The sequence below is a fragment of the uncultured Thermanaerothrix sp. genome (assembly GCF_938028735.1).
GTDB lineage: Bacteria > Chloroflexota > Anaerolineae > Anaerolineales > Anaerolineaceae > Thermanaerothrix.
The window spans coordinates 45,585-60,404 of sequence record NZ_CALIMF010000001.1; the positions used below are offsets into that span (position 1 = coordinate 45,585).

At 54.5% G+C, this 14,820-nt stretch carries 11 protein-coding genes; 7 read left to right on the forward strand and 4 right to left on the reverse strand.

Annotated features, from left to right (window positions below; all coding sequences use genetic code 11):
• Positions 1 to 46 precede the first annotated feature (46 nt).
• Together Q0721_RS00215 and Q0721_RS00220 are read right to left on the reverse strand one after the other, a co-directional pair.
• A complete protein-coding gene (locus Q0721_RS00215; RefSeq protein WP_299024070.1) occupies positions 47 to 1,249 on the reverse strand; it encodes a trypsin-like peptidase domain-containing protein in 1,203 nt (400 codons plus the stop codon).
• A gap of 26 nt (positions 1,250 to 1,275) precedes the next feature.
• Positions 1,276 to 2,199, reverse strand: coding sequence for a J domain-containing protein (locus Q0721_RS00220; protein WP_299024072.1), 924 nt, complete (start codon positions 2,197 to 2,199; stop codon positions 1,276 to 1,278).
• A 159-nt stretch (positions 2,200 to 2,358) separates the two neighbouring features.
• Here Q0721_RS00220 and Q0721_RS00225 point away from each other — a divergent pair, with 159 nt between their 5' ends.
• From Q0721_RS00225 to Q0721_RS00255, 7 genes are all read left to right on the forward strand, one after another.
• Complete coding sequence (locus Q0721_RS00225; protein WP_299024074.1) at positions 2,359 to 4,056, forward strand: GAF domain-containing protein; 1,698 nt, start codon at positions 2,359 to 2,361, stop codon at positions 4,054 to 4,056.
• Complete coding sequence (locus tag Q0721_RS00230; RefSeq protein ID WP_299024076.1) at positions 4,053 to 5,978, forward strand: ATP-binding protein; 1,926 nt, start codon at positions 4,053 to 4,055, stop codon at positions 5,976 to 5,978. Before Q0721_RS00225 ends, Q0721_RS00230 begins: the two co-directional genes overlap by 4 nt.
• A 463-nt stretch (positions 5,979 to 6,441) precedes the next feature.
• Positions 6,442 to 7,056 carry a LysM peptidoglycan-binding domain-containing protein gene (locus tag Q0721_RS00235; RefSeq protein WP_299024078.1) on the forward strand — a complete coding sequence of 205 codons (615 nt, stop codon included), beginning with the start codon at positions 6,442 to 6,444 and terminating at the stop codon, positions 7,054 to 7,056.
• Positions 7,057 to 7,156: 100 nt separating this feature from the next.
• Positions 7,157 to 7,690, forward strand: coding sequence for an NUDIX hydrolase (locus Q0721_RS00240; RefSeq protein ID WP_299024081.1), 534 nt, complete (start codon positions 7,157 to 7,159; stop codon positions 7,688 to 7,690).
• Between the two features lie 197 nt (positions 7,691 to 7,887).
• Positions 7,888 to 11,487 (forward strand): pyruvate:ferredoxin (flavodoxin) oxidoreductase, encoded by a 3,600-nt coding sequence (nifJ, locus tag Q0721_RS00245; protein ID WP_299024083.1) that lies wholly within the window; start codon positions 7,888 to 7,890, stop codon positions 11,485 to 11,487.
• A gap of 67 nt (positions 11,488 to 11,554) precedes the next feature.
• The gene (locus Q0721_RS00250; RefSeq protein ID WP_299024086.1) at positions 11,555 to 12,562 is read left to right on the forward strand and encodes a dihydroorotate dehydrogenase-like protein; all 1,008 of its coding nucleotides are present in this window, start codon (positions 11,555 to 11,557) and stop codon (positions 12,560 to 12,562) included.
• Positions 12,563 to 12,740: 178 nt separating this feature from the next.
• Complete coding sequence (locus tag Q0721_RS00255) at positions 12,741 to 14,111, forward strand: fasciclin domain-containing protein (protein ID WP_299024088.1); 1,371 nt, start codon at positions 12,741 to 12,743, stop codon at positions 14,109 to 14,111.
• Between the two features lie 166 nt (positions 14,112 to 14,277).
• Here the strand turns inward: Q0721_RS00255 and infA are convergent, their stop codons facing one another.
• Together infA and rpsU are read right to left on the reverse strand one after the other, a co-directional pair.
• The gene (gene infA, locus Q0721_RS00260; protein WP_299024090.1) at positions 14,278 to 14,529 is read right to left on the reverse strand and encodes a translation initiation factor IF-1; all 252 of its coding nucleotides are present in this window, start codon (positions 14,527 to 14,529) and stop codon (positions 14,278 to 14,280) included.
• 43 nt (positions 14,530 to 14,572) lie between these two features.
• Positions 14,573 to 14,782, reverse strand: coding sequence for a 30S ribosomal protein S21 (gene rpsU / locus Q0721_RS00265; protein ID WP_236690018.1), 210 nt, complete (start codon positions 14,780 to 14,782; stop codon positions 14,573 to 14,575).
• Positions 14,783 to 14,820 lie beyond the last annotated feature (38 nt).

The following is a 14,820-nucleotide window of genomic DNA, read 5'->3' on the forward strand; positions in this document are numbered from 1 at the left end:
GGGATTGGCACAACCGACAGAGCCGGTCGAAAGCCCCCGTTATCGGCTAGGGGCGCTTACCCAGAGTGACGCTCACCTCCTTTTCTTGATTATCGCGGATAATGGTCAGGATGACCGTATCGCCAGGGCTCTTGTTTTTCATCAGGTAACTGAGCAGGTCACTGAAGGTCTGGACAGGTTGCTCGTCAATCGCGATGATCAAATCGCCCCCAGCCGGCAGGCCGGTGAAACGGGTGGGCTTGCTGCCGCCTCGTAATCCTGCCCGCTCCGCTGGACCGCCGGGGGTAACTGAGACGATATAGGCGCCGGTTTGACGCGGCAAACGCAGGGCTTCGATTTGTTCTAGGGTTAGCATCTCGCGACTGGAGATGCCGAGGTAGGGGTAATCATAAGATCCTTTTTCAATCAGCACAGGTACCACACGCCGCACGATGTTACTGGAGACAGCAAAGCCGATTCCACTGTTGACCGGTTCGCCGGTGATGGTGGTGCCGGTCGTACGGATGGCACGATTGACACCGATGACCTCCCCAGCCAGGTTCAGCAAAGGGCCCCCGGAATTACCGGGATTAATAGAAGCATCCGTCTGGATTACATCACCGGCACTGAAGAAAGTTCCCCCCTCGGCCTGGCGCAGCGATTCTAAGGTGCGCCCTTTAGCCGAGACAATGCCCAATGTCATTGTGCCCGTCAGCCCGAAGGGGTTGCCGATAGCCACTGCCGTTTGCCCAACCCGTATCTGGTCCGAATCCCCTAATGGTAGGGGAACCAGCACCTCAGGCGGGACATCTACTTTTACCACGGCGAGGTCGGAGTCCAAATCCTCCCCGATCACTTGTGCCCGGACTTTCAAACCGGAGGCAAAAAAGACCTCCAGACTGCTGGCGCCTTCGACGACATGATAATTGGTGATAATGTGCCCCTTGCGATCGTACACAAAGCCCGACCCTAGACTTTCGATCTCGCCGTTGGTAGTCGTGGCGATGAAGACTACACCCGGAGCCACGCGTTCGTAGAGATTGGCGAGAAGGGCATCGCGGTCGGTCATTGCGGCAGGAAGTTCGGCCACCAGGGTTGGGGTGGTGATTGCGCTGGGCTGTACAGGGGGCCGCGATTCGGTTGCCCGCGCGGCGGCTTGCGGGGTAGCAGTTGGGGCACTGGTCAAGCGCGGCAGAGCCGGTGTCAGGCTACAGGCCAGGACCGCCAGAAACATGATGCTAAGAATCGCTAACCAGCCAATTCGTTTCATCTGGTCATCACTATCCTCTCTAATTCTTAGCCACCTTGGCGCAGTTGCTCGAACAGAGCGCGCTGCTGGGGGGTCAAGTGGCGTGGAATTTCCACCTTTATCTTGACATAAAGGTCGCCGTGTTTTTGAGGGTTACGCAAATTGGGCATTCCCCGCCCTGAGAGACGAAACACCTGCCCGGGTTGTGTGCCTGGCGGGATGGTCAAGATCACGTTGCCGCTCAGGGTGGGTACCGTCACCTGCCCACCCAATACAGCGGTGTAGAGGTCAATGGTTACCTCGGTGTAAAGATCATCATCTTTACGCTCGAAGCGCGGGTCGGGTAAAACCTCCACCACCAGGTAGAGATCAGAGCGCTGTCCATTGGGGCCGATGGGGCCCTGACCCGCTAGGCGGACTTTGGTACCAGTGCGTGCGCCAGGCGGGATCTTCCCCTCCAGACGACGGCCATCTACTTGAATAAGGCGGGTGGTGCCGTGATAGGCCTCTTCTAGGGTGATCTGTACTGGCTGTTCCACCGCTGGGGTGGTCTGGCGAGTGCGGCGGCCAGCTGTGCGCGTGGACGTGCCCGGCATTCCACCAAAAATGGCGCTAAAGAAGTCTGAGAAGCCACCCAGCTCGCCGAAGAGATCATCGAGATCAATGCGCACCGTGCGTGTACCCACCGGACCCTGGGCGAACCACTCTTCCCAGTTGAAATCACCGGGGGCGCCGCTCTGTTGCCAACGGAAGTAGGATTCACCCAGCGCATCATAGCGCTTGCGCTTCTCGGGATCGCCGAGGACCTCGTAGGCCTCGTTAATTTCTTTGAACTTCTCCTCGGCTGATTTATCACCCGGATTGCGATCCGGGTGATACTTCATAGCCAGGCGGCGGTAGGCTTTTTTGATCTCTTCTTCAGTGGCATTGCGATCAACGCCGAGAATCTTGTAGTAGTCTTTGTATTCCATACTTTCATTTTATGTCCACAAACTCACGGAAGTCAAGGCTACGCGGAGGGTTCTTACAAAACGCTTATACATTGGCCTAACCAAATTGTAAAGCACCCGTAAGCCCGTAAAAGGCTAAGGGGCTCTCCCCAGGGTTAATAATCATGCTATATTAAAGGCATGGCTCAATCTCGGGAATATCTGCTGGTCATTGAACCTGATCCCCGGATTTGTGAGGTTGTGGGACGTCAATCGCTCCAGGCAGCCGGCTATCGCGTTGAATGTGTATCAGAAGTCTCGGCCGCGATTGCGATGGCCGTCCAGACGTTGCCGGATGTGATTTTATGCGATTTGGTGCTGGAGGGATTGAGTAGCAAGGATTTGCTGGTGGCGTTGCGCGCCCAGGGGTTGGATATCCCAGTAGTGCTGATTGCGCCTAAGGGGGCCGAAGCAGATCTGATCCAGAATTTCCGGGTTGGGGCCGTGGACTACCTGCTCTGGCCGGCTCGTGAACCGGAGGTGCTGACCGTAGTTGAACGGGTGCTCAAACAGGTGCGTGAACGCCGGGCACGGGAACAACTGGCGCAGGCCCTTCAGCATACCAATCAAGAACTCCAACAGCGTTTGGATGAACTCAATACAATCTTCAACATCGCCAAAGTATTGACCTCGTTGACCCATCAGGGAGTGCTGCTTGAGCAACTGTTGGAGCAGTTAATTAAGGTTACCCGTTCCGACCTGGGGTGGGTGTTGCTTAAGGATGAGGAGCGCAAAGGATGGGTGCTGGTAGCCGGCAAACACCTGCCGGCCTCGCTAATGGCGCAGCGCAATCACCCCTGGGAGGATGGGCTCAGTGGGTTGGTGGCCCTTTCGGGTGAGTCGCTGGCGCTCAATGGCGAGCCGCTCAAACGCTTTCGGGTCACCACGCTGGGGCGGGCGGCTTTAATAGTGCCGATCAAGGCCTCTCAGCAGGTCATTGGGATCGTGGTTCTAATGCGCAAGCAGGATGTACCCTACTCGCCCAGTCAACAGCGCCTGGTAGAGGCTGTGGCCGATTTTGCCTCGATCTCGCTAGCCAACGCGCGTCTCTTCCGCGCCTTGGAAGAACGCGTCCGTGTTCAGCAGGCTTTGATGAAAAGCGCTGGCCTGCGTGCCCGGGTGATGAACCAAACCTTACAGCAGGTTTGCCTTAAGGTCCGCGAGCATGCCGAGGCGCAGAATCAGGCCTTGGAGCAGCTGACTAAGGACCCAACGGCGCGCTGGAGCCCGATGCAACGCCAAGCCTTGACCGCTTGGCGCGAGAGTCTGGAAGGGTTGTACCTTTTGGCAGGGCTTATTCCCGCTCACCCAGAAGCAGCCCCTGTAACTTCCGCTCAGCCCAAGGATCTCAATGGCCTAGTTAGCGAAGCGGTGCGCCATCTTCGTCCCCTCGCTCAGCATCGCCATCAGGAACTGACATTAACCTATTCGCCGCAGCCGCTGCTAGTGGAGGAGGACGAGACTCTATTGCGCTACCTTCTGCATGGCCTGCTGGCGCTGGTCATGGGGATAAGCGAGGACGGTCAGATCAGGGGGTGCACCCATTCGCAAGATGACGCGGCTCATTTAGAACTGGAATGCTGGGCTGACCTGGATGACGAGCAACGCAAAGCGCTCCAGAAACAGCCTTTTGAAGGAATTGCATCCGTTCGGCGCCGTTTTCCAGGAGAACCAGAGGCCGATTGGGGCTTGATTCGGCAGATCCTGAACCAATGTCGGGGTAAAATTTGGTTAGAGTTTGTCACCCCGGAACAGTTACGCTGGCATCTGACCCTTCCGCTTGTCCAAACTCAGGCAACTACGTTATCTTCTCTCGCAAAGGCAACCGAGACGCCATGACTCAGGTGAAGGATGTCAACATCCTGGTAGCGACTTCCGACTCACAGGTTAACTACCTGCTCGAGCGGGTCTTACAGGCAGCGGGTTATTCGGTAGCGATATTCCAAGAAGAAGAGAAAGTCTTCAGTTACCTTAACACCCATCCCACAGAGCTCGTGATTCTCTCCGATACTTTTAGGGGCAATAATCACCTGGATTTGGCACGCAAGTTAAGTCGAGATCATCCAGAGGTCCCCATCCTGCTTCTGGTAAAAAAGGATACGCCGGAATTACTCAAGGAAGCCCTGCGTTTGGGGGTCAGCGATTATCTCAGTCTGCCCCTTAAGTCGGAAGAGGTGTTGCGTGCGGTAGAGAACAATCTTACGCGGTCGCAGCGCCTGCGCGAATGGATGATGCTTGAGGCGCGCCGTTATACGGATCGGCTGCAACGGCGGGTGGATGAACTGGAGACACTGGCCCGTTTGAGCCAAAGCATTACGGCCTCTCTGGATCCCGACAGCGTGCTTTCAGCCATTGTGGAGGCAGCGGTTGAATTGACGGGTGCCGAAGAAGGTGCGCTCCTTCTGGTGGATGAGGAAACCGGCGAGCTTTATATGCGCGCCTCCAAGAATTTTCAGGAAGATTTTGTACGTACTTTTCGTCTCCCCATCCAAGATACCCTAGCGGGTTCCGTGGTGCGAACTGGGCAGCCGGTGCTCCTGGACGAGAACACACCCCAGAAGATCAAGACGGCTTACCTGGTCCATGGGCTGGTGTATGTGCCTCTACAGTACAAAGGTCAGGTTTTTGGCGTTTTGGGAGTGGATAACCGGCACAGCCGTTTTCAGTTTCAAAAGCGTGATGTGCAACTCTTAAACACATTGGCGGACTATGCTGCCATCGCCATCCAAAACGCACGTCTTTACAATGATACGCGCCTGGAACGTAATAAGTTGGAAACCATCCTGCGGCGCATTCAGGATGGGGTCATTGTTGCGGATCAAAGTGGGCGTATTTTGCTCATCAATCAGGCGGCCATCTCGGCTCTCAACCTGGCTGAGTCTGACTGGATTGGAAAACCTGCCCGCCAGGTGATCGCCTATCCCGAACTGGTGGAGTTGCTGGAATTGTCCACCCGCAGTTTATCCAGCCGACTGGAGTTCACGGTAGAGGATGGACGGGTTTTCGATGTGCAGCGCACGCCAATCCCAGATGTGGGCACAGCGGTAACCCTGCATGACATTACCCAGTTGAAGAAGATAGATCGGATTAAGAGCGAATTTGTTAGTACGGTCTCGCATGATTTGCGTTCACCGCTGACAGCAATCTTGGGGTATGTGGAGTTAATCGAGCGTGCTGGCCCGGTGAACGAGTTGCAGCAAGAGTTCATCCGCCGGGTGCAGGCCAGCGTTCAGAATATTACTCACCTAGTTGATGATCTGGTGAATCTAGGGCGTATTGAGGCGGGCTTTGATACCCGCAAAGAATCCTTTAGCCTGAACCATGTGCTGGATCACGCCATTGAGAATTTCAAGAAGGCCCTGGAGCGTAAGGGGCATCGCCTGGTGAAGGAATTGCCTGAGGACCTGCCGCTTTTTTTGGGCAACCCGGTTCAGATTCGCCAGATGTTTGAGCATTTGCTGGATAATGCTATTAAATACACGCCGCCTGGCGGGCAAATTACCATCCGCGGACAGATGGAGCAGGAACAGATCATTTTGCAGTTCCGTGACACCGGGATCGGAATCCCGATGTCGGACTTGCCCTTCGTTTTTGATAAGTTCTACCGTGCCAGCAACGCCAGCATAGAGGTTTCTGGGAGTGGGCTGGGACTGGCTATTGTAAAATCAATTGTTGAGGGCCATCAGGGGCGCATCTGGGTTGAGTCCACGCTTGGGCAGGGCACCACTTTCACGATTGTATTGCCCGTGGTCGAGGCGTAACTTGGGTAGCGTTTTCGAGGATATGGGCGGTGATTGGTTAACAAGGAAGCCTCCGCCGAAGGCGTTGCTCGTTTCCGGCGGAGGCTCTTGCCAAAGGAGGAGACAGCGATGAGCTTGTCTGGAGGTGTCCGGATGACCACGTTGTCGCTACTGATGATACTATATCTATGAATGGGTGGCTATGGTTAGAAGTCACGAGGGAACAATGATGTTTATCTTGACCCTCTGTGACATTTTTGCTGTAAAAGATATGAGTTTCATCCAGGCAGGAACTTTGCAAAGGGATCACAAACCAAGTGGGGGGATATTTGACATAAAAATTAGCCAAGTTGATTGGGGTTGAAAATTCATGTACGGGTGTTCTTGACGCAAATTTGGCGATATGCTACTATGAGTTGAAATCACTCCAGAAGGTGTTGCGCTGGGCGCTATTTTTAAACGAGCGATTGGAGGAGAATTTTCTATGAAAAAACAAATTCCCTTTATCCTGGCATTTGTATTGCTGATCGCACTGGTGGTTTCTGGGTGTACCCGTTCGGCCTCCACGTCGCCGACTGCCCTGGCCACCCCAACCTCGGAAGAACTTCCCTTTCCGGTGGATGTGGCACAACGTATGACCGAGGTGGCTCAACAAACCCAGATGGCCATGCCCACGCCAGCCGAACCGCTAGCGACGCCAGTAGGGGTTGAGACTCCGACGCCGGAACCGACTAGCACCCCGGTGATCATTCCGACACCTACCCGTCCCGCTACTTACACCCTGCAGCCCGGTGAATGGCCATTGTGTATCGCCCGTCGTTACAATCTTGACATCAACGCCTTCTTTGATGCCAACGGATTGACGATGAACTCGCGACCTGCAGCTGGCACGGTGTTGAAAATTCCACAGGGAGGTGCTTGGAGCGCAGGTGAACGTGCCTTAAAGCCCCATCCCACGCAGTACACAGTAAAGGCCGGCGATACGATTTACTCCATTGCCTGCGAGTTTGGAGATGTCTTCCCTGAATCCATTATTGCCGCCAACAATCTCCAGAGTCCATATACGCTGACGCCGGGCCAAGTGCTGCAAATTCCCTGATCCCCGGTCGTAGGGTCGAGGTAATTAGAAGCAAGAGCGCGGGTGAATGCCCTGACCCGCGCTTATTCTGTTCTTCCATTCCTTTATTCCGAGGTGGTGCATGATGTTTGAGATCCTTGGTTACGAACCTCAATATCGGGGGCATGCCTTTGATGTGGCTAAAGTGCAGGTCCGTCTCCCAGATGGCCGAGTGCGTTTCTATGACCTGGTTGAGCACCGCGACTCCATTAGCATTGTGCCCGTGGATGCACAAGGACGGATTTTGTTTGTGGCACAGTATCGCATTGGGGCGGGCCAGGAATTGCTAGAACTGCCAGCGGGGGTGATGGAAGACGGGGAGGAGGCACGCGCCTGCGCTGAGCGCGAGATCCGCGAGGAAACTGGGTATGCCGCCCGCGAATGGATCGAACTGGGGCAGTTCTACCTTGCCCCAGGTTATTGTACTGAGCGCATGATGGCCTTCCTGGCTCGTGATTTGTACGCCGCTCCTCTGCATCCAGATGTGGACGAATTCTTGCGCCTGCGAGTGCTGAGCATTGAGGAGGCCTATGCCATGGCTCAGCGGGGTGAGATTCGTGATTCCAAAACGCTGGCCGCCTTGTTTTTGGCGCGCCCTTATTTGTTACCGCGTTGAATCCGAGCCCGAAGTGGCGGAAGAAGGGGGATCATTGAATTGTGACAGGACGCACACAAATAAGGTGACCTATATAACTTTTGCTCATTTCTAAATGGGGATAAACTTGAATGAACGAATTGTGTCTAGACCACGCTGTCCAGCGTGGTAGTAAAAATGAAGCGCGCAATAACCCAGGTTTATAGGGAGTGTGTCCTATGAGTCGTAACGTAATCACAATTGATGCGAATGAGGCGGTCGCCCATGTGGCTTATCGCCTCAACGAAGTGATCGCCATTTACCCCATTACGCCTTCTTCGGGGATGGGGGAATTGGCTGATGAGTGGTCGGCCAAGCGTATTCCCAATATTTGGGGGACAGTGCCGCTGGTCGTAGAGATGCAGTCTGAAGGAGGGGCGGCTGGTGCTGTCCATGGCGCTTTGCAGACCGGTTCGCTTAGCACTACCTTCACGGCATCGCAGGGTCTGCTGTTGATGATCCCGAACATGTACAAGATTGCGGGCGAATTGACGCCGACGGTTTTTCACGTCTCGGCGCGCACGGTTGCCACGCACGCGCTTTCCATTTTCGGTGATCATTCGGATGTGATGGCCACCCGCCAGACCGGATGGGCGCTACTGGCTTCACGCTCAGTGCAAGAGGCCCATGATAATGCGCTGATTGCCCAAGCGGCTACCCTTGAATCCCGCGTGCCGTTTCTGCACTTCTTTGATGGTTTCCGCACCTCTCACGAAATTAACAAGATTGAATTTCTCAGCGAAGACGATTTACGCGCGATGATTGACTACCAGCTGGTTAGTCAGCACCGCGCGCGTGCGCTTAGCCCCGATCATCCAGTTATCCGTGGCACGGCCCAGAACCCGGATGTCTTCTTCCAATCCCGTGAACGCTGCAATCCCTATTATGAGGCTTGTCCGGATATCGTGCAGAGGGTGATGGATCGCTTTGCCCAATTGACCGGCCGGCAGTATCACCTCTTTGACTACGCGGGTGCACCAGATGCTGAACGGGTGCTCATCCTAATGGGTTCTGGCGCCGAAACGGCTGAAGAAACGGCACGCTACCTGATGGAACGCGGTGAGAAGGTCGGTGTGGTGACAGTGCATCTCTATCGGCCCTTCTCGGCGCGTCACTTGCTCCGCGTCCTGCCGGCAACTGTGCGCAAGATCGCCGTACTGGATCGCACCAAAGAGCCCGGTGCGGCGGGTGAGCCCCTTTATGAAGATGTAGTTGCGGCAGTTTATGAGGGTTTGAGTCAGGGCTTTGCTCCCTTCAGCCAGGCGCCGGTGATTGTGGGCGGCCGTTATGGTCTTTCCTCCAAGGAATTTACCCCGGCCATGGTTAAAGCGGTCTTTGATGAATTACAAAAAGATCAACCGCGCAATCATTTCACGGTAGGGATTGAAGACGACGTTACTCATCTAAGCCTGGCCTACGATCCATCCTTCTCGATTGAGGATCCGCAGACGGTGCGCTGCGTCTTCTTCGGGCTGGGGGCAGATGGAACGGTCAGTGCCAACAAGAACTCCATCAAGATCATTGGCGAGGAGACGGATAATTACGCTCAGGGCTATTTCGTGTACGACTCTAAGAAGTCGGGATCGGTAACCATCTCGCACTTGCGTTTTGGTCCCAAGCCTATCCGTGCACCGTACTTGATCGGGGAAGGAGATGCTAATTTTGTGGCGTGTCACCAATTCTCCTTCCTGGAGCGTTTGGATGTGCTCAGATATGCCAAGCCCGGGGGTGTTTTTCTGCTCAACAGCATTTACCCGGCGGATAAGGTGTGGGATGAACTCCCGCGCGAAGTGCAAGAGGCCATCATTGCCAAGAAACTGCGCTTCTATGTCATTGATGCTTACGATGTTGCGAATAAGACCGGCATGGGTGGACGTATCAACACCATCATGCAGACCTGTTTCTTCGCCATCAGTGGGGTGCTGCCGCAAGATGAGGCGATTGCTCAGATCAAGAAGAGCATTCAGAAGACTTATGGCAAACGTGGTGAGGCAGTGGTCCAACGCAACTTTGCTGCCGTAGATCAGGCATTAGCACACTTACAAGAGGTGAAAGTGCCGGACAAGGTGACGGCCACTCGCACCCGCCGCAAACCGGTAGCCGATGAAGCGCCTGAATTTGTGCGTGAGACGTTGGCGCCGATGATGATCTTCGAGGGCGACCGCCTCCCGGTTAGTAAATTGCCTGAAGATGGCACCTTCCCTACCGGTACAGCGAAGTGGGAGAAGCGCAACATTGCCTTGGAGATCCCGGTGTGGGATCCGGAGGTGTGTATCCAGTGCGGTAAGTGCGTCATGGTATGTCCGCACGCGGTTATCCGCCAGAAGGTTTATGACCCCAAGTACCTTGAAAATGCGCCGGCGACTTTCAAGTCCACCGATGCGCGCTTCAAGGAATTTCCGGGGATGAAGTATACATTGCAGGTTTCACCGGAGGACTGCACCGGCTGTGCGCTGTGCGTGGAAGCCTGCCCGGCCAAGAACAAGAGCCAGGTTGGTCTGAAGGCGATCAACATGGCCCCGCAACCGCCCTTGCGCGAGCAGGAACGTGAGAACTGGGAATTCTTCCTCTCCTTGCCCGAGGTGGATCGCACCGCGATTAGCGTCTCCACGGTCAAAAATTCGCAGTTACTGGAGCCGCTCTTCGAGTTCTCGGGTGCCTGTGCTGGCTGTGGCGAGACCCCCTATCTCAAGTTGATGTCCCAACTCTTCGGCGATCGCGTGGTGATCGCCAATGCAACCGGTTGTTCCTCGATTTACGGGGGTAACCTGCCTACCACGCCTTGGACATACAACCGCGAAGGGCGTGGGCCGGCCTGGAGCAATAGCCTATTTGAGGACAACGCTGAATTTGGGCTAGGCATGCGCTTGACCATTGACAAACAAAGTGAATTTGCACGCGAATTGCTCCAAAGCCTGGCTACTGAGGTGGGTGAATCACTGGTGGACGCCATCTTGAATGCTGACCAGCGCACTGAAGCGGGTCTTCGCGAGCAACGTCAGCGCGTGGCCTTGCTCAAGGAGCGTCTGGCCGGGATCCAAGACCTGCGTGCACGTCTCTTGATGGATGTGGCAGATTTTCTGGTGCGCAAGAGCGTGTGGATTGTCGGTGGGGATGGCTGGGCCTATGACATCGGTTATGGCGGCCTGGATCACGTGCTGGCCTCGGGACGGGATGTCAACATTTTGGTGCTTGACACGGAGGTCTATTCCAACACCGGCGGTCAGGCCTCTAAGGCCACACCACGCGCTGCGGTCGCTAAATTTGCTGCCAATGGAAAAGGTCTGCCCAAGAAAGATCTAGGGTTGATTGCCATGACATACGGTTACGTCTATGTGGCCAGGGTGGCCATGGGCGCCAGCGATCAGCACACGCTGAAGGCTTTCCTGGAAGCGGACGCGTATGAGGGGCCGTCGCTGATCATTGCGTACAGCCACTGTATTGCCCATGGCATTGACATGCGCAAGGGTCTGGACCAGCAGAGACTTGCAGTCCAATCGGGGGCGTGGCCGCTCTTCCGCTACAACCCAATGTTATTGGAAGAGGGCAAGAATCCGCTGATCCTGGATAGCAAAGAACCGAGCGTTCCGTTGGCTGATTATGTCTACAACGAGACACGCTACCGCATGCTAACCCAAAGCGATGAGCAACGTGCCGAAATGCTCCTTAAGGCCGCACAGGAGGACGTGAAACGTCGCTGGTTGCAGTATAAGCAAATGGCCGAGATGGTGATGCGCATTAACGGGAATGGTCATGAGGGCGCGCCAGCGCAAGATTGAATGAGAAAAGGCGGTGAGGGTTCTGGGAAGGGAGCCTGGAACCCTCACTTGATCTTGGGAGGCAAATATGGTGGATTTGACAACGCGTTATTTAGGGCTACAACTGAAAAACCCTTTGGTGGTATCAGCCTCGCCGCTTTCGAAGAAACTGGACGGTATTCGCCGCTTAGAAGATGCGGGTGTGAGTGCCGTAGTGATGTACTCGCTCTTTGAGGAGCAAATCGTCCACGAGAGCCTAGCGCTGGATCACTACCTGACCCGCGGTAGCGATTCGTTTTCTGAAGCGCTCACCTACTTTCCAGATCTTGGACGGTACAACGTTGGGCCGGAAGGTTATCTGGAATTGATCCGCAAGGCGAAGGAAAGTGTTAGCATTCCAATCATCGGGAGCCTGAACGGCGTCTCCAGCGGAGGCTGGATCGAATACGCCCGTTTGATTCAGGAAGCCGGGGCAGATGCGCTGGAACTCAACCTCTATTACCTGCCCACCGACCCCGCATTGACATCGGCGGAACTGGAAGCCAATTACGTAGCGTTGGTGGCAGATATTCGCAAGCAGATTCGTATTCCCCTGGCGGTCAAACTCAGCCCCTTTTTTACCGCACTGCCCCATTTCGCTCAACAAATGGTCCGGGCGGGCGCCAATGGGTTGGTGTTATTCAATCGCTTCTATCAGCCAGATTTCGATATTGAGACCTTGGAGGTGGTACCCAGCCTGGTGTTGAGCACCTCGGATGAATTACGCTTGCCCCTGCGCTGGATTGCGATTCTATACGGGCGGGTGCCTGTGGATATGGCGCTGAGCAGCGGCGTGCACACCGGTCAGGACGTGATTAAGGCGCTGATGGCAGGCGCCAAAGTGGCCATGACAACCTCGGCACTGCTCAAGCATGGGCTGAAACGGGCCGGCGAGATCCTTCAAGAAATGCAAGAGTGGATGGAGACTTTTGAATACCAGTCGGTGCAGCAGATGATTGGGAGCATGAGCCAGCAGGCGGTAGCTGAACCCGCAGCGTTTGAGCGCGCCAATTACATGAAAGCCCTCCTCACTTATGACAACCGGCTGATTTACTAATCTTTTTTGAGAGCGGTCAAGCCCCTCCCCAACCAATGGGGAGGGGCTATGCTTTTAACGTATTTTACAAAAACATTATACAATAGTGTCTTTTTGTTTGACAAACCATATGCAGATAGATAAACTCTATTTACCACGATGGATGTGGAAATCCAATACTTTGTTAGGAGAGAAGACCATGAAACGTCTACTGCTTTTGTTGGTTGGGGTGGCTTTAGTGATGGCAGCGTGTGCACCTGCTGCAACTCCTGAGCCCACTTCACCTCCTATGCCGACCCAAACACCCATTCCCCCGACGGCAACCCCTGCCCCTCGAACCATCGTAGATATTGCCGTTGCAGACGGGCGCTTTAGTACGCTGGTGACCGCTCTTCAAGCGGCGGGACTTGTTGAAACACTAGCGGGTGAAGGCCCATTCACCGTCTTTGCCCCTACGGATGAAGCCTTTGCCAAACTGCCCAAGGAGACCCTTGAAAGCCTGCTCAAGCCCGCGAACAAGGATCAGTTGATCAAAGTTCTGACCTATCATGTAGTGGCGGGTAAGGTTATGGCTGCGGACGTGGTTAAGCTGAGCGAGGCTCAGACGGTAGCCGGTGAACCTGTTAGCATAAAGGTCGAGGGCAATAAGGTTTTTGTCAACGATGCGCAAGTGATCCTCACAGATATTGAGGCTTCTAATGGCGTCATCCATGTGATTGATACTGTTATTCTGCCGCCCAGCATGACAGCAGAAGCTAAGAAAGATATTGTGGACATTGCTGTGGAAGATGGGCGCTTTACCACTCTAGTAGCAGCGGTCAAAGCCGCGGGTTTAGTGGAGACATTAAAGGGTGAGGGTCCGTTCACCGTCTTCGCTCCGACAGATGAGGCCTTTGCTAAACTACCTGAAGGTACGCTTGAGACCCTGCTCAAGCCCGAGAATAAACAGCAGTTAACCGATATCCTTCTTTACCATGTTCTGCCAGGCAAAGTAATGGCAGCGGAGGTGAAGGATGGTCTGATTGCTGACACGGCTCTGGGCACCTCAGTATTCTTCAAGGTTGATATGGGTAAGGCCTATATCAATGAGGCGCAAATTATCATCACTGATATTGAAGCCAGCAACGGAGTGATCCACGTGATTGATACGGTGATCTTGCCCAAAGATATTGTTGACGCGGCCATTTTCAACAAGTTCAACACGCTAGTTGCAGCGGTGCAAGCAGCGGGGCTGGTGGAGACGCTCAAAGGTGAGGGCCCCTTCACCGTGTTTGCGCCCACTGATGAAGCCTTTGCTAAGTTACCGGCGGGGACTCTGGATAGCCTCCTTAAGCCAGCCAACAAGAAGCAATTGACTGACATTCTGCTCTACCATGTGGTTCCCGGTCGGGTGTTAGCCAAGGATGTAGTGAAATTGGAGCGTGCCGAAACCGCACTGGGCAAGCCTGTAACCATCAAGGTTCAGGATGGCAGGGTATATGTCAATGAAGCCCAGGTCATCCTGACTGATATCAAAACCACGAATGGCGTGATCCACGTGATTGATACGGTGATCTTGCCTCCGCGCTAAAGATTGTGTGGGTGGGTGCTGTTTATTGGTAGCAGTGGGAAGGGAGAAAGGGGGCCGTTGATAACAACGGTCCTCTTTCGCTTAAAAACAAACGGGCAACCAGAGATAAGTGAGTTGCCCGTTCTACATAAAGCAAATAGGGTGCGGAAATAAGTCCAGGTGGGGGTTATTCTCCCTCAAGCGCCGGTTCGCCAGCCTTCTTTTGACGATAGACAATACGGCCGCGCGTAAGATCGTAGGGTGACATTTCTACCCGTACCCGGTCACCGAGGAGAATGCGGATATAATACTTCCGCATCCGCCCGGAGAGGTAAGCCAGGATTTCATGGCCGTTATCCAAGCGCACACGGAATTGCGTACCTGGCAATGCCTCTACAATTGTGCCTTCCACCTGAATCTTTTCTTCTTCTTTGGCCATCGAGAACCTCCAGACCGTTTCACCAAACCCGATGAGCGAGGGCTTACTCCGAAGCACGTGACATCTGGCGGCGTTTCATGCGGCGAATGGCCTTTTTCTGTTCCAGGCGACGCAGTTCGCTCTTGGAGATAAACCAGCGCTTCCGGCGTACGGTGCTCAACACACCGCTCTTGACGACCTTCTTGCGGAAGCGCTTGAGCAGTTGCTCCTGGCTTTCATTGGGCCGCAAGATCACAATTGTCAACGCACTCACCTCCTTTCGGGTTTGGAATAATGATGCCTATCCTGCGC

Coding starts and splice junctions, on each gene's coding strand:
- Q0721_RS00255 (WP_299024088.1), top strand. CDS start 12,741: ATGAAACGTCTACTGCTTTTGTTGGTTGGGGTGGCTTTAGTGATGGCA.
- Q0721_RS00215 (WP_299024070.1), bottom strand. CDS start 1,249: ATGAAACGAATTGGCTGGTTAGCGATTCTTAGCATCATGTTTCTGGCG.
- Q0721_RS00225 (WP_299024074.1), top strand. CDS start 2,359: ATGGCTCAATCTCGGGAATATCTGCTGGTCATTGAACCTGATCCCCGG.
- Q0721_RS00230 (WP_299024076.1), top strand. CDS start 4,053: ATGACTCAGGTGAAGGATGTCAACATCCTGGTAGCGACTTCCGACTCA.
- Q0721_RS00250 (WP_299024086.1), top strand. CDS start 11,555: ATGGTGGATTTGACAACGCGTTATTTAGGGCTACAACTGAAAAACCCT.
- nifJ (WP_299024083.1), top strand. CDS start 7,888: ATGAGTCGTAACGTAATCACAATTGATGCGAATGAGGCGGTCGCCCAT.
- infA (WP_299024090.1), bottom strand. CDS start 14,529: ATGGCCAAAGAAGAAGAAAAGATTCAGGTGGAAGGCACAATTGTAGAG.
- Q0721_RS00240 (WP_299024081.1), top strand. CDS start 7,157: ATGATGTTTGAGATCCTTGGTTACGAACCTCAATATCGGGGGCATGCC.
- Q0721_RS00235 (WP_299024078.1), top strand. CDS start 6,442: ATGAAAAAACAAATTCCCTTTATCCTGGCATTTGTATTGCTGATCGCA.
- Q0721_RS00220 (WP_299024072.1), bottom strand. CDS start 2,199: ATGGAATACAAAGACTACTACAAGATTCTCGGCGTTGATCGCAATGCC.